20 protein-coding genes are annotated in these 26333 nt (G+C 59.9%); 6 read left to right on the plus strand and 14 right to left on the minus strand.

The window, feature by feature from the left end; all coding sequences use genetic code 11:
* Positions 1-36: 36 nt before the first annotated feature.
* Positions 37-1065 carry an aldose epimerase family protein gene (locus tag AB4N43_RS26780; protein WP_218186586.1) on the minus strand — a complete coding sequence of 343 codons (1029 nt, stop codon included), beginning with the start codon at positions 1063-1065 and terminating at the stop codon, positions 37-39.
* Positions 1066-1347: 282 nt separating this feature from the next.
* On the opposite strand from AB4N43_RS26780, the gene AB4N43_RS26785 reads away from it, so the two are divergent.
* The gene (locus AB4N43_RS26785) at positions 1348-2307 is read left to right on the plus strand and encodes a LacI family DNA-binding transcriptional regulator (protein ID WP_231986496.1); all 960 of its coding nucleotides are present in this window, start codon (positions 1348-1350) and stop codon (positions 2305-2307) included.
* Between the two features lie 109 nt (positions 2308-2416).
* On the opposite strand, the gene AB4N43_RS26790 is transcribed toward AB4N43_RS26785, so the two are convergent.
* From AB4N43_RS26790 to xylE, 6 genes are all read right to left on the minus strand, one after another.
* Positions 2417-4000 (minus strand): aldehyde dehydrogenase (NADP(+)), encoded by a 1584-nt coding sequence (locus AB4N43_RS26790; protein WP_027926060.1) that lies wholly within the window; start codon positions 3998-4000, stop codon positions 2417-2419.
* A 24-nt stretch (positions 4001-4024) separates the two neighbouring features.
* On the minus strand, positions 4025-5242 hold the full coding sequence (locus tag AB4N43_RS26795; protein WP_027926059.1) for a fumarylacetoacetate hydrolase family protein: 1218 nt from the start codon (positions 5240-5242) through the stop codon (positions 4025-4027).
* Positions 5243-5272: 30 nt separating this feature from the next.
* Positions 5273-7054, minus strand: a complete 1782-nt coding sequence (locus AB4N43_RS26800) for an IlvD/Edd family dehydratase (protein WP_027926058.1) — start codon at positions 7052-7054, stop codon at positions 5273-5275.
* A 132-nt stretch (positions 7055-7186) separates the two neighbouring features.
* Positions 7187-8068 carry an SMP-30/gluconolactonase/LRE family protein gene (locus tag AB4N43_RS26805; RefSeq protein WP_460152261.1) on the minus strand — a complete coding sequence of 294 codons (882 nt, stop codon included), beginning with the start codon at positions 8066-8068 and terminating at the stop codon, positions 7187-7189.
* Positions 8069-8070: 2 nt separating this feature from the next.
* Positions 8071-8841 carry an SDR family NAD(P)-dependent oxidoreductase gene (locus AB4N43_RS26810; protein WP_027926056.1) on the minus strand — a complete coding sequence of 257 codons (771 nt, stop codon included), beginning with the start codon at positions 8839-8841 and terminating at the stop codon, positions 8071-8073.
* Between the two features lie 53 nt (positions 8842-8894).
* Positions 8895-10538, minus strand: a complete 1644-nt coding sequence (gene xylE / locus AB4N43_RS26815) for a D-xylose transporter XylE (protein WP_218186585.1) — start codon at positions 10536-10538, stop codon at positions 8895-8897.
* Positions 10539-10770: 232 nt separating this feature from the next.
* Here xylE and AB4N43_RS26820 point away from each other — a divergent pair, with 232 nt between their 5' ends.
* Positions 10771-12117, plus strand: coding sequence for a carbohydrate porin (locus AB4N43_RS26820; RefSeq protein ID WP_059182500.1), 1347 nt, complete (start codon positions 10771-10773; stop codon positions 12115-12117).
* Between the two features lie 544 nt (positions 12118-12661).
* Here the strand turns inward: AB4N43_RS26820 and AB4N43_RS26825 are convergent.
* From AB4N43_RS26825 to xylF, 3 genes are all read right to left on the minus strand, one after another.
* Positions 12662-13798 (minus strand): sugar ABC transporter permease, encoded by a 1137-nt coding sequence (locus AB4N43_RS26825; protein WP_027925024.1) that lies wholly within the window; start codon positions 13796-13798, stop codon positions 12662-12664.
* Positions 13799-15355: a D-xylose ABC transporter ATP-binding protein gene (gene xylG, locus AB4N43_RS26830; protein ID WP_027925025.1), complete on the minus strand. Its 1557-nt coding sequence runs from the start codon at positions 15353-15355 to the stop codon at positions 13799-13801.
* Positions 15356-15467: 112 nt separating this feature from the next.
* Entirely contained in the window at positions 15468-16469 is a 1002-nt protein-coding gene (gene xylF, locus AB4N43_RS26835) for a D-xylose ABC transporter substrate-binding protein (RefSeq protein ID WP_027925026.1), read from the minus strand.
* 407 nt (positions 16470-16876) lie between these two features.
* Here xylF and AB4N43_RS26840 point away from each other — a divergent pair, with 407 nt between their 5' ends.
* The 3 genes from AB4N43_RS26840 (at position 16877) to AB4N43_RS26850 (ending at position 21481) form a co-directional block, all read left to right on the plus strand.
* A complete protein-coding gene (locus AB4N43_RS26840) occupies positions 16877-18058 on the plus strand; it encodes a XylR family transcriptional regulator (RefSeq protein ID WP_027925027.1) in 1182 nt (393 codons plus the stop codon).
* Positions 18059-18324: 266 nt separating this feature from the next.
* Positions 18325-20364, plus strand: a complete 2040-nt coding sequence (locus AB4N43_RS26845) for an oxidoreductase (RefSeq protein WP_460152265.1) — start codon at positions 18325-18327, stop codon at positions 20362-20364.
* Between the two features lie 199 nt (positions 20365-20563).
* A complete protein-coding gene (locus AB4N43_RS26850) occupies positions 20564-21481 on the plus strand; it encodes a 1-aminocyclopropane-1-carboxylate deaminase/D-cysteine desulfhydrase (RefSeq protein ID WP_027925029.1) in 918 nt (305 codons plus the stop codon).
* A gap of 61 nt (positions 21482-21542) precedes the next feature.
* On the opposite strand, the gene AB4N43_RS26855 is transcribed toward AB4N43_RS26850, so the two are convergent.
* The 3 genes from AB4N43_RS26855 to AB4N43_RS26865 all read right to left on the minus strand — a co-directional run bounded on the left by AB4N43_RS26855 (position 21543) and on the right by AB4N43_RS26865 (position 24274).
* Positions 21543-22091, minus strand: a complete 549-nt coding sequence (locus AB4N43_RS26855; RefSeq protein WP_027925030.1) for a cytochrome b — start codon at positions 22089-22091, stop codon at positions 21543-21545.
* Between the two features lie 188 nt (positions 22092-22279).
* A complete protein-coding gene (gene phnX / locus AB4N43_RS26860; protein ID WP_027925031.1) occupies positions 22280-23107 on the minus strand; it encodes a phosphonoacetaldehyde hydrolase in 828 nt (275 codons plus the stop codon).
* Positions 23108-23164: 57 nt separating this feature from the next.
* Positions 23165-24274 carry a 2-aminoethylphosphonate--pyruvate transaminase gene (locus AB4N43_RS26865; protein WP_027925032.1) on the minus strand — a complete coding sequence of 370 codons (1110 nt, stop codon included), beginning with the start codon at positions 24272-24274 and terminating at the stop codon, positions 23165-23167.
* 109 nt (positions 24275-24383) lie between these two features.
* On the opposite strand from AB4N43_RS26865, the gene AB4N43_RS26870 reads away from it, so the two are divergent.
* A complete protein-coding gene (locus AB4N43_RS26870) occupies positions 24384-25244 on the plus strand; it encodes a LysR substrate-binding domain-containing protein (RefSeq protein WP_027925033.1) in 861 nt (286 codons plus the stop codon).
* Positions 25245-25272: 28 nt separating this feature from the next.
* Here the strand turns inward: AB4N43_RS26870 and AB4N43_RS26875 are convergent, their stop codons facing one another.
* On the minus strand, positions 25273-26145 hold the full coding sequence (locus tag AB4N43_RS26875) for a LysR family transcriptional regulator (RefSeq protein ID WP_027925034.1): 873 nt from the start codon (positions 26143-26145) through the stop codon (positions 25273-25275).
* Positions 26146-26333 lie beyond the last annotated feature (188 nt).

Genomic DNA, 26333 nt, shown 5'->3' on the forward strand with positions numbered 1-26333 from the left:
TCATTGCCGCCTGCAACCTCTGTCATGGCTTTGCAGTCAGCGAGCGAAAAACTGGATTTCCATCTCGTGGCAGTAGGTTTCGCCGGGCTCAAGGCGCGTTGTCGGAAAGTGGGCGAAGTTCGGTGAGTCGGGGAATTTCTGGGTTTCCAATGCAACGCCTGCGTAGCTGCAATAAGGCGTATTGCCTTTGCCAATGACTGCAGGGCCAAGGTGTCCGGCAGTGTAGATTTGTACGCCGGGTTCCGTGGATTTAAGCGTTAAGCCCCGTCCGGAGACTGTATCCCACAAACTGGCGACCGGGTGAATGGCCGGGCTGGCTCCACGCAACACCCAATTATGGTCGTAGCCCCCCTTGTGTTCCATGTCTTGCCCGATGCGCTTGGCCTCGCGGAAATCGAAGGGCGTTCCGGCAACGGCCAACACCTCACCGGTGGCCAGCAACTGTTCATCGACCGGGGTGTAGAAGTCTGCTTCCACGCTCAGCATCTGCCCGACGACGCTGCCCGAGTCATGACCCGCCATGTTCCAGTAGGAGTGATGGACCATGTTCAAAACGGTGGTTTCGTCAGTGTTGCCCTGCAGGGTAATGAGCAGGCGATTGTCGTCGGTCAGGGTGTATTTTGCCTTGAGCAACAACTCGCCCGGGAAGCCTGAATCGCCCTTTTTCGACACATGGCTGAAGGTGACGGAGTTTTCGCTTTCGTTGAATGTCGCGTCCCATATCTGTTTATCCAGGCCCTGCTCCCCGCCGTGGAGGTGGTTCGGCGGTTCATTGCAGGCCACCTCGACACGCTGGCCGTCCAGGAAAAAAAGGCCGTTCCTGATGCGGTTTGCGTAGCGGCCGCAGGTTGCGCCGAAATAGGTGTCACTTGTCTGGTACGGCTCGAGTGTATCGAAGCCCAGCACGATATCGCAGGCTTTGCCGTGTTTGTCCGGGACATGCATTTCTACCAACCGGGCCCCGAAAGTGATGAGGCGGGCCTGGCAGTGGTTGCGGTTGGTCAGCGTATAGGCCGTGACTTCTTGTTCATGATGAAAGCCAAAGGATGCTTGGGTAATTGCCACGTAGAGAGTCCTGGTTAATGGCTTGATCAATTGATGTTACCGCTAACGTTGGCGTTGTAAAGATGCTCGTCCGGCCTTCGCAAGATGCTGCGCATGTCCGGCAGGTAGACCTGCCCATGCGTATGTATAATCAGTTGCTATCAGCGTACGCAGCGGGGGTTGACCGGCTGTCGCGACCTTTTTTTCAGGGAAAACAGGACGTCAATGAGTCTCGATGAATTAGACAAAATGCCATCGCCGCCTCGTATGGCTGACGTCGCCAAGCTGGCTGGCGTTTCCAAGATGACCGTTTCTCGCGTCCTGGCCGGGCGCGATGTTTCAGAACGTACTCAAGCGCTGGTCCACGCTGCGATTGATCGCCTCGGTTATTTGCCCGATGCCTCTGCCGGCACCCTGTCTTCCGGGCGCTCGGAGTTTATCGTGGCCCTGGTGCCGTCCTTGGCGAGTTCGAACTTTGCCGATACCGTGCGAGGTCTCAACGACATCGTCAGGGAGCATGGCTTGTGTTTGCTGTTGGGGGATACCGATTACCACCTGGACCAAGAGGCGTTATTGGTACGTACGTTATTGCGCCATCGCCCGGTAGGGGTGATGTTGACCGGCAGCGCGCACCTGGACGACACCCGTAAGTTGTTGCGACAAGCCCAGGTCCCTGTAGTCGAGACCTGGGACATTCCTGAAGACCCGATTGAACAATCGGTCGGATTCAGCAACGTGGCCGCCGCGGCCGCGCTGTTCGAGCATCTGTATGACCGTGGTTATCGGCGCATCGGTTACATCGGTGGCGCATCGGGACTCGATCATCGGGGTCAGCAACGTCAGCAAGGTTATCTTCAGGCCGTCGCCGCGTTGGGCGCCGGAGAGCCACGACTGGTGGAGTATGGCGAGTCACCGATTACCATGAGTCATGGCGGTGAATCGGTGAAGCGCCTGCTGGAAAAATGGCCGGACACCGATGCGGTGATGTGCGTCAGTGATCTGTCAGCATTCGGCGCCATCATGGAGTGTCATCGGATGGGCCTGAGTGTACCCGGTGATATTGCGGTAGCCGGTTTTGGTGACTTTGAGGTGTCGCGTTACTGCACGCCAACCATCACCACGGTCTCGGTTGATCCCTATGGGATTGGTAGACGCGCAGGTCAGTTGCTGTTGAACAGCGCGGCGGCTCAACGCCACGGATTACCACGCCCGCGAGAGTGCGATGTGGTGGAGTTCAAAGTACTGGCGCGGGAAAGTACCTGAAAAATCCTTGAGCGGGCGTGATCCGAGCGTCCATGACGAAGCAAAAAAGAGCCCCGGGTTTGAGGAAACCAGGGGCTCTTTTTTTATGGCTGCCCGGTGGGCGGATTCGTCAGGCCAGCGCTTCCTTGCTGTTCTGACCGTCTACCAAGCGCCAGATACCCAATGGGTTGGCGTTGCGCAGTGCCTCTGGAAGCAGTTCATCCGGGTAGTTCTGGTAGCAGACCGGCCGCAGGAAACGGTCGATGGCCAGGGTGCCGACTGACGTGCCGCGGGCATCCGAGGTGGCTGGATAGGGGCCACCGTGGACCATCGCGTCGCAGACTTCCACTCCCGTAGGGTAGCCATTGAGCAGCAACCGACCGGCGATTTGTTCCAGTTGTGCGACCAGATCCGAAGCGTCTTTAAGGTCGTCGGGGTCGGCGATCAGGGTCGCGGTGAGTTGGCCTTGCAGGGCTGCCAACGCCTGTTGCAATTGTTCACGGTCAGCCACTTCGACCACCACGCTCGCCGGACCGAATATTTCCTCTTGCAGTAATTCTTCACCCTGCAGCAGTAACTCGACGTCGGCCTGGAATAATTGCGCAAAGGCCTGGTTACCTTGTTGTAGCTGCCCCACCAGGTGGCGTACGCCAGGATGTGCCTGTAAACGCTCGACGCCCGCTGTGTAGCTTTTGAGGGTGCCGATGTTGAGCATGGTTTGTGCCGGTTGATCGGCGAGGATGCTCGAGAGCCGATCGCGGAAAGCGCTGAACTCAGGCGAGCTGATACCGATGATCAGCCCTGGATTGGTGCAGAATTGCCCGCAGCCCTGGACCACCGAGGCGGCCAGTTCGGCAGCAATCTGCGTGCCTCGCTGTTGGAGTGCCTGAGGCAACAGCACCATCGGGTTGATGCTGGACATCTCGGCGAACACCGGGATTGGCTGCTTGCGCGCAGCAGCCATGTCACACAGGGCACGGCCGCCCTTGAGCGAACCGGTGAAGCCGACCGCCTGGATCGCCGAGTGCTTGACCAACTGCTCGCCGACACCATTGCCGTAAATCATGTTGAACACGCCGGCTGGCATCCGGGTCTTGACGGCTGCGCGCAGGATCGCGTCAGCGACTAACTCGGCCGTCGCCATGTGACCACTGTGCGCCTTGAACACGACCGGGCAGCCGGCTGCGAGAGCAGCAGCGGTATCACCGCCAGCCGTGGAAAAGGCCAGTGGAAAGTTGCTGGCACCGAACACGGCGACCGGACCAACGCCCATGCGGCACTGGCGCAGGTCGGCGCGGGGCAGCGGTTGACGCTGCGGTAGGGCCTGGTCGATGCGTGCGCCGTAGAAGTCCCCGCGGCGTAGCACTTGGGCGAACAGGCGCATCTGGCCGCTGGTGCGGCCGCGTTCGCCCTGGATACGACCGGTCGGAAGGGCGGTTTCACGGCAGACCGTGGCGATGAAATCGTCACCCAAGGCATCCAGTTCGGCGGCGATGGCTTCGAGGAATTCGGCGCGACGCGACGCGGGCAGCGCTCGGTATGCCGGATAGGCACTGGCGGCGGCCTGAGCCGCGGCGTCCACTTCTGCCTCGGTTGCTTGTAGAAAGATTGCGGGCAGCGGTTCGCCGCTCTGGGCGTCGATGCTTTGCAGACGGATATCGCCAGCGCCGCTGCGGGCACCGGCGATGTAGTTGTGGCCAAGGATTGCAGTCATAAGTCCTCCGACAGCGAATAGGGATCAGCGGGGTGTAATGGCGGCCTCTAACAGGCCACGGCCATGGAGGTTTTCGAGGAGCGAGCGATAGCCCATCTGCCAGGCGGGTGCGCGATCACTGGTCGTCACCCGATTGACCAGCGTGCCAAATTTGGCGCTGCTGATGGCAACCAGGTCGCCCTCTTTATGGGTAAATCCTCCGCCCGGTTGGTCACGGTCTTGCTTGGGAGCGAACAGGGTGCCGAGAAACAGGACAAAACCGTCCGGGTACTGATGGTTCTCATTGAGCGTTTGAGCGACCAGATCCAGCGGGTCGCGGCTGATCTGGTTCATCGAGCTGCTGCCATCCATGATGAAGCCGTCGTTGCCGACGACCCGCAAAGCCACCTCGGCGCGACGCACATCGTCGATGTCGAAGGTTTCATCGAACAGCCGCAGGAATGGGCCCAGAGCCGTCGACGCATTGTTATCTTTGGCCTTTGACAGCAGCAGGGCGCTGCGGCCCTCGAAGTCGCGCAGGTTGACGTCATTACCCAGGGTGGCGCCCTGTACTTTGCCGCGGCTGGAGACGACCAGCACCACTTCGGGCTCCGGATTGTTCCAACTGGATTTGGGGTGAATGCCGATGTCCGCGCCGTAACCCACCGCCGACAGGGGTTGAGCCTTGGTGAATATTTCGGCGTCGGGACCGATCCCGACTTCGAGGTACTGTGACCACATTCCCTGAGCGATCAGCACCTCCTTGAGGGTCAGCGCCTGGGGGGAACCGGGTACGATTTGCCCGAGGTCAGTGCCGATACTCTCGACCAGACTGGCACGAATACTATCTGCCTTGGCGGGGTCGCCCTTGGCCTGTTCTTCGACAACTCGCTCCAGCATGCTGGTGGCAAATGTAACGCCGGCAGCCTTCACAGCTTGCAGGTCGATGGGCGCCAGCAGCCACGGTCGGGTTTCATCGCGCACGGCGGCGTCGCTGTTGCGCAGTAGATCATCGACGCTGATCAGCGCTTGATCCAAAGGCAAATCGCGCAGATAGCTGACGGGATCGTCAAGCTCAAGCAGCGCTGAAACAGTCGCCACTCGAGCACTGATGTCATAGACCTGACTGTCGCGGACCAAAACGACGGAGGGGCCTGCAGCGTAACCCGGGATCCAGACACGACTGATCCATGTGCCTTCGCCGAGGCCCTGAGCCAGGACATTCAAATCCGCCAAAGTAGTTGCTGTGGATGTTTGGGACATGTACGAAACCCTCTTGCGACAGCGGTTGAATTAATGGGAGTGACGCGGATTGCCGCTCCGGGCGATTACCCGCAAATGCAACGTGGCGGGTTCCAGGCAACCCCCCGTCGAGAGCTGGCCAACCAGTTGCCGATAGAGCTCTTGCCAAGGGGTTTGCGAAGCCGGGAATGAAGGTTTCAGCTCGGACTGCCGATGGGCCATCTCACTTTCGTCGACCAGCAGGTCCACTCGGCGAGTATTGAGGTCCACGCGCAGGCGGTCGTTGGTTTTCAGTAACGCCAACCCTCCGCCCACGGCCGCTTCCGGCGACATGTTCAGGATCGACGGACTGGCCGAGGTGCCGCTTTGGCGTCCATCGCCCAGGCAAGGCAGTGAATCAATGCCTCGTTTTATCAGTGCTGCCGGTGGTGCCATGTTGACCACTTCGGCGCTGCCTGGATAACCCACGGTGCCGCAGCCACGAATGACCAGGATGCAGCGCTCGTCGATTTCCAGGGAGGGGTCGTTGATCCGCGCGTGATAGTCCTCGGGGCCTTCAAAAACGATGGCCCTGGCTTCGAAGCTGTTTTCCGCGCCGGGTTCGGACAGGTAGGTCTTGCGGAAGGCTTCGCCCACCACCGACATTTTCATGATCGCGCTGTCGAAGAAGTTGCCGCTCAGGACGATGAACCCGGCTCGCTGAATCAACGGGTCTTGATAGGCGTGAATCACGTCGGTATCGCTGGCCGCCGCGTTGCTGACGATCTCGCCAATGGTCTTGCCTGAGACCGTGCCGCAGTCTTCATGCAGTCGACCGGCTTTCTGCAGTTCGTGCATGACCGCAGGGACACCGCCCGCACGGTGGAAGCCTTCGCCCAGGTATTTGCCGGCCGGCATGCAGTTGACAAGCAGTGGCACGTCTTCGCCGATGCGTTGCCAGTCTTCCAGCCCAAGATCAATGCCGGTGTGGCGGGCGATGGCGATCAGGTGTGGCGGGCAATTGGTCGAGGCGCCCAGGGCCGAGGCTACGGCAATCGCATTTTCAAACGCTTCGCGGGTCATGATCTGTGAAGGACGAATATCTTCGCGGACCATTTCAACGATGCGTTTGCCGGTGGCATAGGCCATTTGTCCGCGTTCACGATAGGCCGCTGGAATACTCGCGCAGCCGGGCAGGGACATGCCCAGCGCTTCGGCGAGGGCGTTCATCGACAACGCCGTGCCCATGGTGTTGCAGTGCCCAATCGACGGTGAGGCCGCCGTGGTCATTTCCATGAAGCCTTCATAGTCGATTTCGCCGCTGGCCAGCAGATTGCGTGCGTGCCAGAGCACGGTGCCGGAACCGATCAACTGGCCTTTATGGTGACCGTCGAGCATCGGTCCGCCCGACAGCACGATGGCGGGCAGGTCCGTTGTCGCGGCGGCCATCAGGCAGGCGGGGGTGGTTTTGTCGCAACCGGTGGTCAAGACAACGCCATCCAGTGGAAAACCATGCAGGACTTCCACCAGCCCCAGATAGGCCAGATTGCGATCCAGCGCGGCCGTGGGGCGTCGGGTCTGTTCGGCCATCGGGTGAACCGGGAATTCCATGGGGATGCCGCCGGCATCACGGATACCGGCCTTGGTCCGCTGGGAGAGTTCCAGGTGGTGGCGGTTGCAGGGTGCAAGGTCGCTGCCAGTCTGGGCGATACCGATGATCGGGCGGCCCGACTGCAACTCTTCGCGTGTCATGCCGTAGTTCATGAAGCGCTCAACGTAGAGGGCGGTCATGTCGGCATGATCGGGATCGTCAAACCATTGTTGGCTGCGTAGCGGGCGTTTAACTGTGTTCATGTGGTTTCTCTTGATCAGGCGCTGGCGCCGGATTAGGGGCGGTCTTCAGGGGATCAGGGGAAGGCCTTACCCGCAAAAACAGATCTGTTATCGGTAACATTTCAAGCCGTAAACGTTCTGCAAAAAAGTCTTTCAGTTGCCCAGTACAGGTTCGGCCAGTCCTGGCACGTCAACCTGGCAGGCAAACAAACTCCCTGCGTGCGGCCAGCGTGCGGTTTGCTCCGGCGACAAGTGCTGGCGTGCCGTGGTGACATACAGCGTACGCAATTCGGCGCCGCCGAACGCCAGCATGGTCGGGTGTGGGCAGGGCAGGTCGATGCTGAACAGGTGGTGACCGCAAGCGTCGAAACAGGCGACCTGTGCCCCGCCATAGAGCGCGCACCAGTAGCGTCCCGCACTGTCCACCGCGGCACCGTCGGGAACACCCGGGAGGCCAAGGGTATCGAGATCGATCCAGGGCTCGCCCGGGCCCGGCTGGCCATTTTGCATGTCATAGGGATAGCGCCAGACTTGCCGGCGCGGTGAGTCGGCGTGGTACAGCCAGGCCCCGTCCGGACTGAAGGCCAGCCCGTTGGAAATCGCCAGCCCGCCGAGGTGGCAGTCGAGGCTGTCACCGTTCCAGCAGTAGAGTGCCGCACTGGGCGCGGTCTCGTTGCGGTCGAGGGTGCCGACCCAAAAGCGTCCCCGGGCATCGCAGCGGCCATCGTTGAAGCGATTACCGGTGCCTTGGAGCCATTCCGGGTTGGCGGCCACGTGACGTTTATGGCCGTCGCGATCGAGTCGCCAGAGGCCACTTGCGGTGGCGGCGAGCAGGCCGTCGGCACTCAGTGCCAGACTGCCTACGGGCTCGTCCAGTTCGATGATGTGCGGTTCGACGTTGTCGCCAGGCGTCCAGCTATAGATCCGTCCGGCATGGATGTCGATCCAGTGCAGGCGATCATGACGGTGGTCCCACAATGGACATTCGCCCAGGCTCATTGTCAGGGGAACTGCGATGTTCAATGAGGCGCTCATGGTCAACCCCAGCCGCCGTCTACCGGAAATTCATGGGCCGTGAGTTGGGCACTGTCATCCGCCGCGAGGAACAGCACGGTCGGCGCCACATGCTCGGGCAACAGGCGCAACTTGAGGCACTGGTGCTCCTGGATACGCGCCTCGTCGGCCGGGGAGATCCATTTCTCCAATTGCCGTTCCGTCATGATGCACCCAGGCACCACGGTATTGACGCGGATGCCGTCAGCACCCAGGTCACGTGCCAGGCTGCGTGTCAGTCCATGCACCGCTGCCTTGGCGGAGACGTAACTGGACAAGCCGCCGAGCGCCAGTTGTACGCTGATGGAGCCGAAGTTAATGATGGAGCCGCCACCCGCAGCGATCATTTGCGGCGCTGCCGCCTGGATAGCGAAGAACAGGGGCCGCAGGTTGATCGCCATCCCATTGTCCCAATAGGCGGTATCGATCTCGCGCCAGTCGTGGCGATCGTCGCGCGCAGCATTGTTGACCAGTACGCGGACCGGCCCCAGCTCCTCGCCGGCTTCATGAATCGCCGCCTGCAGTGATGGCACGTCACGGATATCGCAGAGGCGGAACCACGGAGCACGACCGGTTTGCGCTTGGAGCTCGGCGACGAGTTGAAGGCTGGCCTCCTCGGCAATATCGATGAAAGCCACGCGTGCGCCCTGCAGGTGGAACGCGCGGGTCAGTGCCGCGCCGATGCCGCTGCCGCCACCGGTAATGAACACCGTGCGGTCGCAAAGGCTTGGGTATTGGGCATTTGCCTGGGTCATTGCATCAATCCTCAACAACAAAAAAAGCGACCCCGCAGCGCAGGGCCGGAGATTCAGACGGGTTCGGCGCTCAGTTTGGCGGCAGTGACAGTCCTGGTTTTCCAGGTGGTGCTCATTTCTTCCAGCGTCTTGTTCTTGGTTTCCGGAACCCAGCGCCAGACGAAGCCAGCGGCAAGCAACCCCATTACGCCGTACACCCAGTAAACGAAGCCATGGTTGAACATTTCATTGAGCCAGGCATTGTCGTTCATGATCGGGAAGCTCCAGGAGACCAACAGGTTCGCCAGCCATTGTACGGCGACGGCGATGGACAAGGCGCCCCGGATGCTGTTCGGGAAAATTTCCGAGAGCAGGACCCAGACCACCGGCCCCCAGGACACCGCGAAGGCGGCGACATAGCTCAGCATCAAGAGCATCGCGGTCACACCCAGGTTCTGCAGGTAGAACGATGTCCCCAGGCCCAGCATGCTGATGCCCATCACCAGCGCACCGATGATCATCAGCGGTTTACGCCCGACGCGGTCGACCAGCACGATGGCGGCAATGGTGAAGATCAGGTTGACCGCACCGACGATGATGGTCAGTTGCAGCGAGGCATCGCCCTGACTGCCCATGTTCTTGAAGATTTCCGGCGCGTAATACAGCACCACGTTGATGCCGATGAACTGCTGGAAAATCGACAGCAGAAGGGAAATGGCAATCAGCAGACCGCCAAAGGACATCCACGGCGCGTCGGCTGCACTCTCTGCAAACGAGGCGCGAATTTCCTGAAGGATGGCTGGCGCCTTGTCCTTACCGTTGATGGCTTCCAGTACGCGCGAGGCCTGTTCGTGTTTACCGCGCATCACCAGGTAGCGAGGTGTCTCCGGGGTGCGGATCAGTAGCAGGAGGAAGACCAGGGCGGGCAGCACCTCGGAGCCAAGCATCCATCGCCAGCCTTGTTGCACCAGCCATTCCTGAGGTTCGCCGTGGGCGATGAAGTAGTTGATGAAATACACCACCAGCATGCCGAGGATGATGCAGAACTGATTACACGACACCAGACGGCCACGGATGTGGCTGGGGGCGATTTCGGCCAGGTACATCGGCGACAGCATCGAGGCGATACCGACACCGATGCCGCCGATGATGCGGTACAGGTTGAAAACGGTGATGTCCTGCAATGGCAGCGGATTGAAATATTCCGGGAGGGCCGAGCCGATGCTGGCGATGATGAACAATGCAGCCGACAGCATTAATCCGTTGCGCCGGCCAAGACGCTCACTGACCGAGCCGGCACAGAAGCCGCCGATCACGCAGCCCAGCAGGGCCGAGGAAATAGTGAATCCGGTGAGCGAGCTCGCCAGGTTCGGGGTGATCTGATCAGGCAGTGACATGACTTGGTCATGCATCAGCCAGCTGCCGAAAAAAGCCACCAGGCCTCCGACCATCAGACCGCGAGTACGGCCGTAGAGTCGGATGAGGTAGTACAGGCTGAGGCAGAAGATCAATGTTGCGCCGAGCAGCAGTGAGGTCTTGAACTCTCCGACGACGTGACGGGCCAGTTCCGTGTTCTGGAACAGAGGCTCGACGAAGTAGCTGCGTATGGGTTGAACAGCACCTGAAATCACAGCGGTGTCGTACCCAAACAGCAGGCCACCGAATGCAGCCGCAATCGTGATGAAAATCAAATATCTGGAGGTTGAGGCTCTGCTCACGGATTTCTCCCGACGCCATTCTTGTGGCCGGTTTGTAATTATTTTGGTGGGGCGACACAGCGCGGAGGATGTGGTTCGCAGGGCTAATGTTACCGATAACATTTTCATTGTCAATTACCGGCATTTGTTGCAATGTGCTCGTGCTTGGGGGGGGCCACGCCTACATCTTCAAGCGCTTCGCAAAGATGACTACGTACTAAAAAGCTAATAAAAATAAAACGAGGATGTAGGGATGAAGAAGAACAACAACGCTCAGCTTATCTGCCAGTTGTCAGCAGTTGCAGCCATGATGCTGGCCGGTAGTGTGCACGCGGCTGACGCGTTCAGCGCTGACTCCGAATGGATGACCGGTGATTGGGGTGGCGAGCGGACCAAGCTGATCGAGCAAGGCATCGACATCAAGATGGATTACGTCGGTGAAGTCGGCGGCAACCTCCACGGTGGCTACAACAACGACAAAACCGCGCGTTACGCGGACCAGTTCGGCCTGGGGGCGGCGCTGGACCTGGAAAAACTGTTTGGTTGGGATAACACCCAGGCCAAGATCCAGCTCACCAACCGTAACGGAGAGAACATCTCCAACGACCGCGTAGGCGATCCGCGTGCCGGCACCTTGAGTTCCTCGCAGGAAGTCTACGGCCGTGGCCACATGGTTCGTCTGACCCAGTTGTGGATCAAGCACCAGTTCCTCGACGGCAAACTGGACGTCAAGGCCGGTTACTTCGGCGAAGGCGAAGACTTCAACACCTTCCCGTGCGAGTTCCAGAACCTGGCGTTCTGCGGTTCCCAGGTGGGTAACTGGGCCACCAACATCTGGTACAACTGGCCAGTCATGCAGGCAGCGGTCCGCGTGAAGTACAACATCTCGCCTGAGTTCTATGCGCAGATCGGCGCGTACAACCAGAACCCGTCGCAACTTGAGCACGGTAACGGCTTCAAGCTCAGCGGCAGCGGCACCGCCGGTACCGTGTTACCGGTCGAACTGGTCTGGTTGCCTAACCCTAACAACCTGCCGGGCGAATACCGTGTCGGTTACTACAAAAGCACCGCCGAGGCCAATGACGTTCTCAAGGACGACAACGGCAATGATGCGGCCACCAGCGGCAACGCCTACCGCAGCCACAGCAGCAAACACGGCTACTGGTTCGTTGCACAGCAACAACTCACCAGCCACAACGGTGACAAGACCCGCGGTCTGAACATTGCGGCCAACGCCACGTTCCACGACAAGGACACCAACTTCGTCGACAACTACCAGTCGCTGATGTTTGTGTACAAGGGCCCGTTCGACGCGCGTCCTAAAGATGACATGGGTATCGGTTTCGCCCGCACCCACGTCAACGATGACGTGAAGAAAAACGCCGAGCTGGTGAACGCGGCGAACAATGTCACTGATTACGAGAACCCACTGTTCTCGCCACTGCGGACCACCGAGTACAACTACGAAATCAACTACGGCTTCCACGTTACCAACTGGCTGACCGTGCGTCCTAACCTGCAATACATCACTCACCCGGGCGGTGTTGATGAAGTCGATAACGCACTGGTGGCCGGCCTGAAAATTCAGTCGGTGTTCTAACGCTGTTGCGATAAGCTCCTCTCTATGTGCGCATATTTGCGGACAGCCCAGGCTGTCCGCTTTTTTTGTGTGGGCAGCCTGGGCTGCCCATTTTTTATGCTGCTCATAGCGGTGCGCCAGTCGCGTATTCTGGTGGGTGGTGATCGACGTCAGTAGCGTCTGTTCGTCCAGTGCGTCTGGGTTAATTGACAATACCGGACAGACAATTGGGGACGCTGGCGGGTTGAGTCCGCCAGCTGTTGTGCGTCATTTAGCGAAGGGTTGTGGTCTGCGAATGGGCTAACAAGCCGGGTCGAATGACCTGGCCTATTGCGGCAAACCCTACTGAATTTAAAGCAAGACCAAGCGGGATGAGTCCCTGGTCCTGCTGTTGCCCGAGCACCGCACGCACCTGGTTTGCGATGCTGGACAACAGAGGATGTGAACGGCAAACGACCTGACAAATACCCTGGGCTCCCTCGAGGTTGAAAAAGCCGTTTCTCTATTCAGGCTTTATGCCGGCTTGCCTGCGAGTGGGGCGTCCAGACGGTGAAGACAACGAGAGTCAGCGACGTCCTGCCCGTGTACTGACATCTACCCAAACCGCCAATACCAAGATGCTGCCCTTGACGATCATCTGCCAGTAGCTGTCGACGTCCAGCATCGACATTCCGTTATCCAGGCTGCTGATCACCAATGCTCCCATCAACGCACCATATACGGTGCCAGAGCCACCCCGCATGGACGTCCCGCCGATGAAGCATGCCGCGATGGCATCCAGCTCACCCATGTTGCCGGCGGAGGGTGAGCCGGCCGCGAGGCGGGCGGTGTTGACCAGGCCGGCGAGCGCACACATGACGCCCATGATGCCGAAGATCCACAGTTTGACCGCCTGCACATTGATGCCGGACAGGCGTGTGGCTTCCATGTTGCTGCCCACCGAATAGATGCGGCGGCCGAACACGGTCTGGCTGGTGACGTAACTGAACAGTCCCAGCAGGACCAGCAGGAGCAGCACTGGAACCGGAATGCCATCGTAGCTGTTGAGGGTGTAGACGAAACCGGCCAGCACCACGCCGATCAGTACCACACGTATGCTGTCGCGCAGCAGCGAGTGCATGGACAAACCATGCAGGGCGCGGTTGAGGCGTTGGCGCCAGGTGAGGAACAGGGCCAGGCCAAACAACAGCACGCCGAGAATTATCCCCGCCAGTTGTGGCAGGTAACCCTGCCCCATGTAGACCAGCTGGCTCGATACCGGGGCAATGGTAGTGCCGCCGGTAATGCCCAGCAGCACCCCGCGAAACGCCAGCATACCGCCGAGGCCGACGATGAAGGAGGGGATGCGCAGGTAGGCGGTCATGTAGCCATTGCCCAGGCCGATCAACAATCCGCAGAGGGCGACGATCGCAAGGTTGAGCGGCAACGGCACGTGATAAACCACATCGAGAATCGCCGCGACCCCGCCCAGCAGGCCGAGCATCGAGCCCACCGACAGGTCGATTTCGCCACTGATGATTACCAGCACCATGCCGCAGGCGAGAATCCCGGTGATCGACATCTGCCGTAGCAGGTTCGACAGGTTGCGTGGGGTTAGAAACCCGCCTTCGGTTTGCCAGCTGAAAAACAGCCAGATAATCATCACGGCAATCAGCAGGGCGAGCATTTTGTAGCGGGTGAACAACTGTTTAACCTGATTCATTTACGCAGATTTCCGATCGTTGTTGTCATGCCCGTTCGGCTGACTGAGCGCCGCAGCGAGCACGTGCTCCTGGGTCAATTCGTGGTTGATAAAGTTACCGCGCAGCTGGCCTTCACCAATCACCAGCACTCGGTCGGAAACGCCCAGCACTTCGGCCAGTTCCGACGACACCATGATGATCGCTACGCCTTCGGCCGCGAGCGCACCCATCAATTTGTAGATTTCATATTTGGCGCCGACATCGACGCCACGCGTGGGTTCATCGAGGATCAACACTCGGGGTTTGGTCAGCAGCATCTTGGCCAGCACGGCTTTCTGCTGGTTCCCGCCGGAGAGGCTGGTGATCGGCAAAAAGGGCGTCGCGGTTTTCAGTTGCATCCGGGCGATTTCCTGCTGGATGCTGCTGAGCTCGGCTTCGGCATCGATGCGGCTCATGCGGGAAAAACTGTCGAGTACTGCCAGGGTGATGTTTTGTCCCACCCCCAGGTCCGGGATGATGCCCTGACGTTTGCGATCTTCAGGGACCATGCACAAACCGGCCCTGATCGATTTCAGTGGGGTGCGGGTATCGATGGGTTTGCCGTCCAGCCAGACTTCGCCTTCATAGCGACCGGGATACGAGCCGAACAACGCCGACACCAGCTCCGTGCGCCCTGCGCCCACCAGTCCGGCGATGCCGAGGATTTCGCCGCGCTTCAACACGAAAGAAATGTCGTCCACACGCTTGCGGCCGGGGTTGTCGACGTCGTAGCAGGTAATGTGGCGTGCTTCGAACAGCACTTCGCCGATCTCGTGCGGTTCGCTGGGGTAGAGGTTGCTCATTTCCCGACCGACCATTTGGGTGATGATCTGCGCAATGTCCATATCGGCCATCGCGGTGGTCGCGATGTGTTTACCGTCGCGGATGACCGAGATGGTGTCGCAGACCGCCGCCACTTCGTCGAGCTTGTGCGAGATGTAGACGCAGGCAACGCCCTTGGCCTTCAGGTCGCGGATGATGTCCAGCAACACCTCGATTTCCGAACGGGTCAGGGCCGAGGAGGGCTCGTCGAGGATCAGCAGGCGCGCCTTCTTGTTCAATGCCTTGGCGATTTCCACCAATTGCTGATAACCGCCGCCGTACTGCGACACAGGGAGGGAGACGTTCATGTCCGGCACCTTCAGCTCACGCATCAGTGCTTCGGCGCGGTGGATCATCGCCGGGTAATTCATGCGTCCACCCGGCAGTGTCAGTTCGTGGCCCATGAAGATGTTTTCGGCGACGGAAAGATCAGGGACCAGGGTCAGTTCCTGATGAATGATGACGATACCGGCGGCTTCGGTCTCTTTGATCGAATAGGCCTTGAGTGGCTGGCCACGCCAAAGAATGTCGCCCTCCCAAGTGTCGCAAGGATAGACCGCCGACAGCACCTTCATCAGGGTCGATTTACCGGCCCCGTTCTCTCCACACAAGCCCACGCACTCGCCCGGTTTGACCTTGATGTCGATGCCATTCAGCGCACGAACCCCGCCGAAGGCTTTGACGATGCCTCTCATTTCCAGCAGATAGTCAGACATTGAAAACTCTCGAACGAAAGCAAAGATTGGAAATCTTCTCGACGAACGCTTGCCTGCGACGACTGACTGTCAGCCGCCCGATATTGTCAGGCAAGCGTCGAAAACCTGGCGATTACTGCCCGGCAATCTGCGCTTTTGTATAGAACCCGTCGTCCTCAAGCACGTTGATGTTGTCTTTGGTCAAAGGCGTCGGTTTGAGCAGGATGCTGTCGACCTTTTTGGCGCCGTTGTCATATTGCGAGTTGTACGTAGGCTTCTCGTTGCGCGCCAATTGCACAGACAGTTTGGCGGCCTCCGAGGCCAACAGTTTCAATGGTTTGTAGACGGTCATGGTCTGGGTGCCAGCGATCACCCGTTTAATCGCCGCAAGGTCGGCATCCTGGCCGGAGACCGGTACCTTGCCGTCCAGCTTCTGCGCAGCGAGGGCCTGGATCGCCCCCCCGGCGGTGGCATCGTTGGACGCAACGATGCCGTCAATCTTGTTGTTATTGGCGGTCAAGGCGTTCTCGACAATGCTCAGCGCCTCGGTCGGGTTCCACTCTTTCACCCACTGTTGACCCACCACCTTGATGTCGCCTTTGTCGATCAAGGGTTGAAGCACTTCCATCTGGCCTTCACGCAAGATCTTGGCGTTGTTGTCAGTCGGCGCTCCGCCCAGCAAGAAGTAATTGCCCTTGGGTTGCGCCTTGACCACGCCTTCAGCCTGCATCTGGCCGACCTTCTTGTTATCGAAAGAGATGTAGGCGTCGATGTCGGCATTCAGGATCAGGCGGTCATAGGAAAGAACTTTGACCCCGGCCTTCTTGGCTTCGGAGACCGCATTGTTCAGCACCGTGGCGTTGAACGGTACGATGACAATCACGTCGACGCCGCGCGAAATCAGATTTTCGATCTGGGAAATCTGCCGCTGCTCGTTGGCATCGGCTGATTGCACGTAAACCTTGGCGCCCAATTGCTCGGCTGCGGCGGTGAAGTAGTCGCGGTCGCGGGACCAGCGCTCAAGGCGCAGATCATCGATCGAAAAGCCGATTTTCGGGTGTTGTGCGTCAGCCATGGCCGAGTTGCCGATCATGACCAGGAAGCTGGCGAGCAGGGCGGTTTTCAGGTTCTTCATAGGGTTATGTCCTTTTATTGTTGTTTAGATGCACATCGATACTGGAAACGTACTGCAATGGCGGACAAGAGAACCGGCGCGTACAGGCGAGCAGTCCGGTCTCGAGAGTCGCGGTCATGCGGTGCGACACAGGGAAACACTTTGGGGGAGAGGTTACTTGTGGAGCCGGTCGTAAAGCGCTGATGACTGAAGCAGTTGGTCGGTCCTGTGGCGAACCCGGACGACCGCGGGGAAGTAGGTCATCTGCAATTTCCTTGTTATTTGAGAGCGGCCCTGACTGACCTTGATAGTAACGCCGCCCCGGCGCTGACCGATTGCGAAAATCACCAAACACGGGTTCGATTTTGAGTATTGAGATTCCGCCTCCGCGCGCCTAGTCTGTGCCGACCGGCCTGGAGACAAAAACAATGAAAACCGTTCCGCCCAGCCACCGCATCGCCCTGTTGTTCAATGGAAACAAGATCTACGACCGCGGCATCATCAGCGGGATCGGCAACTATCTGAGCAGCACCCGGGCGTCCTGGGATTTGTTTCTGGAGGAGGACTTTCTCTGCCGGCTGAAGGGTATCGAGCGCTGGCAGGGCGACGGCATCATCGCCGACTTCGACGACCCGGTCATTGGTCAGGCGCTGGCGGGGATCAAGCTGCCGGTGGTGGCTGTGGGGGGGTCCTATGAGGATGAGCGCGCTTACCCGCGGCACATGCCTTATGTGGCCACCGACAATTTCGCTTTGATCAATCTGGCCTACAAACACCTGATCGACGCCGGCCTGACCCGTTTTGCCTGTTTCAGCCTGCCCGAAGCGCAGACCAATCGCTGGGCGCAGGAGCGCGAGAGTGCCTTCCGCCGTCTGCTGCAGCGCGATGGCTTGCCCGCCGAAATTTATCGTGGCCTGGAAACCAGCGCACCGCTTTGGGACAGCGCCGTCGCGCAGCAGATCGCCTGGTTGCACAGCCTGCCTAAACCCATTGGCATCATCGCGGTCAGTGACGCGCGGGCCCGGCAACTGCTGCAAGCCTGCTTGACGGCGGGGATCGCGGTGCCGGAACAGGTGGCGTTGATTGGTATCGATAACGATCCGCTGACCCGCAGCCTGACCCGGGTGCCGCTCAGTTCGGTGATCCAGGGTACCGACAGCATGGGCCGTACCGCCGCACGTTTGCTGCACCAGATGCTGTGTGGCATGCCTTCGACCGGCACGCAGATCCTGGTGCCGCCGGAAGGGATCAATGTGCAGACTTCCAGCTTGCACCAACCGCTCGACGACCCGTATGTCATGCAGGCGCTGCACTTTATTCGGCAATACGCTTGCCAAGGCATCAAGACCGAGCAGGTGGCGAATTATGTGGGGGTGTCGCGGTCATCTCTTGAGTCGCACTTTCGTCGCAAGTTGGGGCGCAGCGTTCATGATGAAGTGCTGCGTTTCAAACTGGCCGCTGCCGCTGCCGGGTTGGAAAACACGACGTCCGGGATTGCCGAGATTGCCCAGGATTGCGGCTTCAAGTCGGCGCAATACCTGCACACGGTGTTCAAGCGTGAATTTGGCTGCACGCCGCGTGAGTATCAGCAAGGCTATGTCGGGAGTTAAACCTGGGTAAATGTTGTGAGAAAGGCCTCGGGTACACGTATCGCCAGTGCTAAGAATTCCAATCCAACTGAAACCCATGGCAGGGTTTGCGGCCAGGGCCGGGGTTCCGGTCGGCCCTTGCCAAGGGCGGCTGCGCATTTTGATCATTAACTTGTCAGTTTCGGTCATTGAGTGACAGCGATGCGACTCTTAGTCTGTCCACCATGACTGACGGGAGCCGAAGAGCTCCTGCACTTTTTCCGTGATCGCTCGATGTGGAGTTACAAATGGCCGCCGCTCACTACCCGCACCTGTTGGCCCCGCTGGACCTGGGTTTTACCACGCTGCGCAACCGCACCCTGATGGGGTCGATGCACACCGGTCTTGAGGAGAAACCTGGCGGTTTCGAGCGTATGGCGGCGTACTTTGCCGAACGTGCGCGCGGCGGTGTTGGCCTGATGGTGACCGGCGGCATCGGCCCTAACGACGAGGGCGGGGTGTATTCCGGTGCAGCCAAGCTGACCACCGAGGAAGAAGCGCTCAAGCATCGGATCGTGACGCGCGCCGTGCACGAGGCGGGCGGGAAAATCTGCATGCAGATCCTCCACGCCGGGCGTTATGCCTACAGCCCGAAACAGGTCGCCCCGAGCGCCATCCAGGCGCCGATCAACCCGTTCAAGCCCAAAGAGCTGGACGAGGAAGGCATCGAAAAACAGATCAGCGATTTCGTGACCTGTTCGGTACTGGCGCAAACCGCCGAATACGACGGTGTCGAGATCATGGGCTCCGAAGGTTATTTCATTAACCAGTTCCTCGCTGCCCACACCAACCACCGCACCGACCGTTGGGGCGGCAGCTACGAAAACCGTATGCGCCTGCCGGTGGAAATCGTCCGTCGCGTGCGTGAAGCGGTGGGGCCGAACTTCATCATTATCTTCCGCCTGTCGATGCTCGACCTCGTGGAAGGCGGCAGCAGCTGGGAAGAAATCGTCACCCTGGCCAAGGCCATCGAACAGGCCGGTGCAACGATCATCAACACCGGCATCGGCTGGCACGAAGCGCGGATCCCGACCATCGCCACCAAAGTGCCGCGCGCGGCGTTCAGCAAAGTCACCGCCAAATTGCGTGGCTCGGTGAGCATTCCGCTGATCACTACCAACCGCATCAACACCCCGGAAGTGGCCGAGCAGATTCTGGCCGAAGGCGATGCCGACATGGTGTCGATGGCGCGGCCGTTTCTCGCCGACCCGGACTTCGTCAACAAGGCCGCTGAAGGGCGTGCCGATGAAATCAATACCTGCATCGGTTGCAACCAGGCGTGCCTGGACCACACCTTCGGCGGCAAGTTGACCAGTTGCCTGGTCAACCCGCGTGCTTGCCACGAAACCGAGCTCAACTACTTGCCGGTGCAGCAGATCAAGAAAATCGCCGTGGTCGGTGCGGGTCCTGCCGGGCTTTCCGCTGCGACGGTGGCCGCCGAGCGCGGGCATCAGGTGACGCTGTTTGATTCGGCCAGCGAAATCGGCGGTCAGTTCAACATCGCCAAGCGCGTGCCGGGCAAGGAAGAGTTCTTCGAAACCCTGCGCTATTTCAACCGTAAATTGCAGACCACCAACGTCGAGGTATGCCTGAACACCCGCGTCGACGTGGCTCGACTGGTCGAGGGCGGTTACGACGAGATTATTCTCGCCACCGGCATCGCGCCACGGACCCCGGCGATTCCCGGCGTGGAAAACGCCAAGGTGTTGAGCTACCTGGACGTGATCCTGGAGCGCAAACCGGTGGGCAAGCGTGTCGCGGTGATCGGCGCGGGCGGTATCGGTTTCGACGTGTCGGAATTTCTCGTGCACCAGGGCGTCGCCACCAGTCAGGACCGCGAAGCGTTCTGGAAGGAGTGGGGCATCGATACTCACCTTGAAGCGCGCGGTGGTGTGGCGGGCATCAAGGCTGAGCCGCATACACCGGCGCGTGACGTGTTCCTGCTGCAACGCAAGAAATCCAAGGTCGGCGACGGCCTCGGTAAAACCACGGGCTGGATTCACCGCACGGGGCTCAAGAACAAGCAGGTGCAGATGCTCAACAGCGTCGAGTATTTGAAGATCGACGATGAAGGCCTGCACATCCGCATCGGCGAAACCGGCGAGCCGCAGGTGCTGCCGGTGGACAACATCGTGATCTGTGCCGGGCAGGATCCGCTGCGTGAATTGCAGGACGGGTTGGTCGCGGCCGGGCAGAGCGTGCATTTGATTGGTGGTGCGGACGTGGCAGCGGAGCTGGATGCCAAGCGGGCGATCAATCAGGGGTCGCGCCTCGCCGCCGAACTCTAAGGCCATGTCACATCCCTCGTAGCCGCTGTCGAGCCCCAGCGAGGCTGCGTTCGGCTGCGAAGCAGTCGTCAACCCATTCACCGCGGTTTATCTGGAGCACCGCGGTGGTTGGTTTTACGACTGCTTCGCAGCCGAACGCAGCCTCGCTGGGGCTCGACAGCTGCTACGCTGCTGTCTTTTGACAGAATGCGTACCGCCAATGCTCCTCCCTCCCAGCGACTGGCTACCCCAAGCCCCCCTCGACCCCCTCCCTCTCGACTGGCTCACCGCCGCCGGCATCGAAGTCGCGATCCTGCGCCTGGAGAAAATCGACCCGCTAATCAGCGGCAACAAGTGGTTCAAGCTCATCGAACACCTCAACGCCGCCAACCTCGCCGGCGCCAACGGCATCATCAGCCTGGGCGGTGCTCACTCCAATCACCTGCACGCACTGGCCGCCGCCGGTAAACGCTTTGGTTTCACCACCGTGGGACTGCTGCGTGGCCATCCACAAGACACCCCGACGGTGAAGGACTTGCAGGCATTGGGCATGCAATTGCACTGGTTGGGCTACGGCGGCTACCGGGCGCGGCATGAACCGGGTTTCTGGCAGCCCTGGCAGGCGCAATACCCCGACCTGTATCCAGTGCCAGAAGGGGGCGGCGGTCTGCGTGGCGCGCGAGGGTGCATAACGTTGAAGGCAATGGTCGACGATCAATTGAATCGTTTGGGATGGAGCGACTTCGACGGCTGGTGGCTGGCGTGCGGAACCGGCACCACCCTGGCCGGCCTGGTGCTGGCCGAGGCGGGTGAACGCAGTGTGTATGGCGCGATGGCGGTGCCCGACGATCACGGCGTGGCGCAACAGGTCGAATCGATACTGCAAGAGGCCGGTGTGCCGCAGCGTAACTTCGAACTGCTGGACGCCAGCCGTGGCGGCTTTGCCAAAGTCGATCAGTCGTTACTCGACTTCATCGATCAAGCCGAACACGCCAGCGGTGTGCCTTTAGAGCCGCTGTACACCGGCAAGGCGTTGCTGATGCTCAAGGAGCAAGTCGAGGCAGGGCATTTTGAAAAGGGTACACGCTTGATCTTCATCCACACCGGCGGCTTGCAAGGCCGCCGGGGTTTTCAGTAACCACCCCATCCTTGTCGCAGCAGGCTTCGCCAGCTGCTACAAGGATCGCGTTCAGCTGTGTTCAGCCGCGCTTGGGCATCATCCGCAGCAGGGTGTTATCCCGCACCACGTAATGGTGATAGATCCCGGCCAGTGCGTGCAGGCCGATCAGCCAGTAGCCAATGGTGCCGCCCAGTTCATGCCACTCCTGGATCTGCTTGGCCAGCGCCTTGTCTTCCGAAACCAGCATTGGCAGGTCAAAGCCGTAAAACATCACTTGATTACCCTTGGCGCTGGTGACCAGCCACCCGAGAATCGGCATCGCGATCATGAAAATGTACAGCGCCCAGTGCATTAACTTCGCCAACGTAATTTGCCATTTGGGCGAGGCGGGGAAGATCTGCGGTGCGGGTCCCAGGCTGCGGGCGAACAAGCGCAGCCAGACCAGCACGAACACGGTCAGGCCCAGCATGAAGTGCGATTCAACAATCAGCGCGCGACCGCCACTGCCTTTGGGAAAGATCCCGCGAAACTCGATACAGGCATAAACCAGCGCCAACAAGACCAGCATCAACCAATGCAGCGTGATCGATACGGTGCTGTAGCGTGATTCGGAATTCTTCCAGGGCATACGGTGTTCCTCACAGGTCTGGTCTGAAACCACCGTTCTTGACCGACGGCGTTCCTTAACTGTAATCCGCTTTGGCGGATTTGCCTTGGGTGATTGTGCCGTATAACGCTCTGGTTCAGGTGATCGACATCAAAAAAGCGCCAGTTCCGTAATGGAGCTGACGCTTTTTTATGCGCAGAAAACCGCGATCAACTGCTTTGCGGCATTTCGCCATTCGCCAGGCGCTTGTTGATGTCGGCGATTACTTCCGGCAAGTCGGTGATGGTGTCGATCATGTAGTGCGGACGCGAGCCTTCGAACATCGCGTGGATGCGCTTGCGTTCGCTGTCCAGCTTATCGCTGCCGAGGGCGCGATAGCCTTCGTAGTCCAGGCCCAGCGCGTTGCCCGAGCAGATCAGCGCCACGGTCCACATGCCGGCACGACGACCTTCGAGAATGCCCGGCACGGTGTCGTCGATCTTCACGCAGGCGGCGACGTCGTCGATGCCCAGCGCAATGACGTTGGCCAGGGCCTGGGCCGGCCAAGGGCGACCGTTGGGGACTTCGTCAGTGGCGACCACGTGGTCGGCGACGTAACCGTTGGTGGCGGCCAGCTCGACCACTTTGTCCATGACCTGTTTCGGGTAGCCGGAGCACGAACCGATCTTGATCCCTTGCTGACGCAGGGTGGCGATGGTGTCCAGTGCGCCCGGAATCAGGGCCGAGTGTTCGGCGATTTTTTCGATTTGCAGCGGCATGAAGCGTTTGTAGATAGCGGTGACATCATCGTCGGTCGGTGCGCGGCCGAACACGGCGCGATAACGCTCAGCGACTTGTGGCTGATCGCACAGGGTACGGATGTGGTCCCACTTGCCCATGCCCATCGGTCCGCGGGCTTCTTCGATGGAGACCTGGACGTCGAACTCGGCGAAGGCTTCGACGAAAATCTGGGTGGGAGCGAAGGAGCCGAAGTCAACGACGGTACCGGCCCAGTCGAGGATGGCGGCCTGGAGTTTGGTTGGGTTTGCGTAGTTCATGTCTCAAATCCTGTCTGTTGGAATGATGAGCAAATTTGTGTAGCAGATGGTTGTGCGTCAGATCTCTAACACTTCCATCTCGCGCAGGACTTCGGCAACCGCCGCCACGGCCGCGTGCATCTCGGCCTGGTTGACGTGGCCGATGCAGCCGACGCGGAAGGTTTCAACCTGGGTCAATTTGCCGGGGTAGAGGATGAATCCCTTGGCCTTGACCCGTTCGTAGAACTCCTTGAACTGGTAACGCGGGTCTTTCGGCGCGTGGAACGTGACGATGATCGGCGCCTGAATCGCGGCGGGCAGGAAGCTGCGCAGACCGAGCCGGGCCATGTCTTCCAGCAACACGTTGCAGTTGTCGGCATAGCGCTGATGCCGCGCCGGCAGGCCACCTTCTTCGTTGTATTGCAGCAAGGCTTCGTGCAGCGCCGCGACCACATGGGTCGGCGGGGTGAAGCGCCATTGACCGGTCTTGGCCATGTAGGTGTGCTGGTCGAACAGGTCCATCGCCAGCGAGTGCGAGTTGCCGGCGGCGTTGGCCAACGACTCTTTGCGAGCAAAGACGAAGCCCATGCCCGGTACGCCTTCCAGGCATTTGCCCGACGCGGCGATCAGGGCGTCGAACGGCACCTGTTGCGCATCCACCGGCAGCGCGCCGAAAGAGCTCATGGCGTCGATGATCAAGCGCTTGCCGTGTTGCGCAATGACGTTGGCGATTTCCGGCAGCGGATTGAGGATGCCGGTGCTGGTTTCGCAGTGAATCAGTGCGACGTGGGTGATGCTGGCGTCGGCGTGCAGCAGACGGTCGACGTCGGCGGCGGTGGTCGGTTCGTCTTCAGCGGTTTCGAAGGTGCTGAAGGAGCGGCCGAGCACTTCGCAGATCTTCGCCAGGCGTTTGCCGTAGGCGCCGTTGATCAGCACCAATACTTTGCCATTGCGGGGCACCAGCGTGCCGATCGCTGCCTCGACCGCGAAAGTACCGCTGCCTTGCAGGGGCACGCAGTGGTGGCTGGTGCCGCCGTTGATGATCGCCAGCAGTTGCTCGCACAGGCTGGCGGTCAGTTGATTGAAGCGGTCATCCCATGAACCCCAGTCGACCATCATCGCCTGACGGGTGCGGGCCGATGTGGTCAGTGGGCCGGGGGTAAGCAGGATGGGTTCGGCAGTACTCATTCTCGTGTCCTCGCATTCGATGGGATGAAGCTACGGGACATAAATTGCAATTTGCCGTGTTATCAATCAAATTGTTTGTTGTTATGCCAGCCATCAGTGAGAGTTATTCATGAACCTGTTTCAGCTTCGGGCCTTTGATGCCGTGGCCCGCGAAGGCAGCTTTACCCGCGCCGCCGCGCGGTTGTTCATCAGTCAGCCGGCGGTGACCGGGCACATCAAGGCCCTGGAAGAGCATTACCAGATCACCTTGTTGCGCCGTACCGCACGACGGGTGGAGCTGACGGAGGAGGGCACCAAACTGGCCGCGATCACCCGGGCCATGTTCGGCCTGGCGGAAGAGGCACAGGTGATGCTCGAAGCGAACCGGCAGTTGCTGACCGGACGGCTTGAAGTGGCGGCAGACGGGCCGCACATGGTCATGCCGATGCTGGCCAGTCTGCGCGCGCGCTACCCCGGCATCACCGTCAACCTGCGGCTGGGCAATGCCCAGGAAACCCTGGCGGCGTTATTGTCCGAGCACGCCGACGTGGCGGTGTTGACCGAGGTTGAACCGCGCAAGGGCCTGCATTTACAGGCACTGAGCGAATCGCGGATTTGCGCATTGGTGCCGCAAAGTCATCGTTGGGCGAAAGCTTCCAGCGTGAAGCTCAAGGAACTGGATCAGGTGATCATGGTGTTGCGTGAGCCGAGTTCGATTACCCGACGCACGTTCGATCAGGCCTGCGATTCGGCGAAGGTCAGTCCACGGGTGTTGCTGGAGCTGGACAGTCGTGAAGCAGTGACCGAGGCGGTGGCGGCGGAGTTGGGGGTGGGGGTGGTGTCGTCGGTGGAAGTCAGCCATGACCCACGGGTGGCGGCGGTGCCGATTGTGGGCGAGGGGTTGGTTAACCGGCACATGATCGGGTGCATGGAGCGGCGGCGGGATTTGCGCTTGATTCAGGCGTTTTTTGATCTGGCGCCGGTCAGTTAGAAACGAGGTGCGGCTATCGCGGGCCTGCCTACACCAGACTTTCGCGAACCATCTCCAGAAACGTCGCCACCACCCGCCGCGAACTCTGCTCACGCAAGCACACCAGCGTCTCCGTCAGCCGCCGTTTGCAATCAGTAATCGGCAACGCGCAAACCCTTGAGTCGGCACCAAACTCGGCGGCCGACACCACCCCAACCCCAATCCCGACCACCACCGCCTCCCGCGCCGCTTCCCGTCCTTCCACCTGAATCGCCGGGCGAATGCGAAACCCCGCCCGGGCCATTTCCTCTTCCAGCGTCTGGCGTGTCACCGAACCGATTTCACGCAGCACCAACGGCGTGTCATCCAGGTCCGCAAGGCAGATCGATTCGCGATCCGCCCACGGATGATGGCGTGAAACAAACGCCACCATCGGGTCATTGCGCAATGGCAGCGAGATCAGCCGTTCATCACTGACATCCCGGCCCAACAACGCCAGGTCGGCCTGATAGTTGAACAGACGAAACAGCGACTCATCGGTGTTGCCGGTTTCAATCTTCACGCTGATGCCCGGATAGCGTTCGCAGAACCGCGCGATCTGCGGCAGCACGTGCACCGGCGCATCCACCGCGAGGATCAGGCTGCCGGTCTGCAAGGCTTGAGAGTCCTGCAAAAGCTCCTGGGCTTCGGCCTCGATCACGAACAGCCGTTGCGTGATGGCGAGCAAGCGCTCGCCCAGATCCGTCAGGCGCACCGAGCGTTTGTTGCGGTGAAACAACAACACACCGAAGCGCTCCTCGAGTTTGCGCACCTGGTCGGAAATCGCCGGTTGCGTGAGGAATAGCCGCTCGGCGGCTTTGGTAAAGCTTCCGTGGACGGCCACGGCGTGGAAGGCTTTGAGTTGGGCGTGGGAAACCGACATCGAAACCTCCAGTAACAAGCTGAGCTTATTTTGGAAATACGATAAATCGATTTCACTTATTAATCAGTAATTGTTTTTATCCACCTCAGCCCCGGTGACTGGTCAGTCGAACAGCCGCGGTGGCCATGAGTCTGTGCGTGCAACAGCAGGACTCATCTGACCGGTATCGCGACAGGGAATCCGCGATA

The sequence above is a fragment of the Pseudomonas sp. S2_B07 genome, assembly GCF_054668435.1.

Bases quoted from the DNA above. Each gene is read 5' to 3' on its own strand.
- AB4N43_RS26785 (WP_231986496.1), top strand. From the start codon at position 1,348: ATGACCGTTTCTCGCGTCCTGGCCGGGCGCGATGTTTCAGAACGTACT.
- AB4N43_RS26790 (WP_027926060.1), bottom strand. From the start codon at position 4,000: ATGACTGCAATCCTTGGCCACAACTACATCGCCGGTGCCCGCAGCGGC.
- AB4N43_RS26795 (WP_027926059.1), bottom strand. From the start codon at position 5,242: ATGTCCCAAACATCCACAGCAACTACTTTGGCGGATTTGAATGTCCTG.
- AB4N43_RS26800 (WP_027926058.1), bottom strand. From the start codon at position 7,054: ATGAACACAGTTAAACGCCCGCTACGCAGCCAACAATGGTTTGACGAT.
- AB4N43_RS26805 (WP_460152261.1), bottom strand. From the start codon at position 8,068: ATGAGCGCCTCATTGAACATCGCAGTTCCCCTGACAATGAGCCTGGGC.
- AB4N43_RS26810 (WP_027926056.1), bottom strand. From the start codon at position 8,841: ATGACCCAGGCAAATGCCCAATACCCAAGCCTTTGCGACCGCACGGTG.
- AB4N43_RS26820 (WP_059182500.1), top strand. From the start codon at position 10,771: ATGAAGAAGAACAACAACGCTCAGCTTATCTGCCAGTTGTCAGCAGTT.
- AB4N43_RS26825 (WP_027925024.1), bottom strand. From the start codon at position 13,798: ATGAATCAGGTTAAACAGTTGTTCACCCGCTACAAAATGCTCGCCCTG.
- xylG (WP_027925025.1), bottom strand. From the start codon at position 15,355: ATGTCTGACTATCTGCTGGAAATGAGAGGCATCGTCAAAGCCTTCGGC.
- xylF (WP_027925026.1), bottom strand. From the start codon at position 16,469: ATGAAGAACCTGAAAACCGCCCTGCTCGCCAGCTTCCTGGTCATGATC.
- AB4N43_RS26840 (WP_027925027.1), top strand. From the start codon at position 16,877: ATGAAAACCGTTCCGCCCAGCCACCGCATCGCCCTGTTGTTCAATGGA.
- AB4N43_RS26845 (WP_460152265.1), top strand. From the start codon at position 18,325: ATGGCCGCCGCTCACTACCCGCACCTGTTGGCCCCGCTGGACCTGGGT.
- AB4N43_RS26850 (WP_027925029.1), top strand. From the start codon at position 20,564: ATGCTCCTCCCTCCCAGCGACTGGCTACCCCAAGCCCCCCTCGACCCC.
- AB4N43_RS26855 (WP_027925030.1), bottom strand. From the start codon at position 22,091: ATGCCCTGGAAGAATTCCGAATCACGCTACAGCACCGTATCGATCACG.
- phnX (WP_027925031.1), bottom strand. From the start codon at position 23,107: ATGAACTACGCAAACCCAACCAAACTCCAGGCCGCCATCCTCGACTGG.
- AB4N43_RS26865 (WP_027925032.1), bottom strand. From the start codon at position 24,274: ATGAGTACTGCCGAACCCATCCTGCTTACCCCCGGCCCACTGACCACA.
- AB4N43_RS26870 (WP_027925033.1), top strand. From the start codon at position 24,384: ATGAACCTGTTTCAGCTTCGGGCCTTTGATGCCGTGGCCCGCGAAGGC.
- AB4N43_RS26875 (WP_027925034.1), bottom strand. From the start codon at position 26,145: ATGTCGGTTTCCCACGCCCAACTCAAAGCCTTCCACGCCGTGGCCGTC.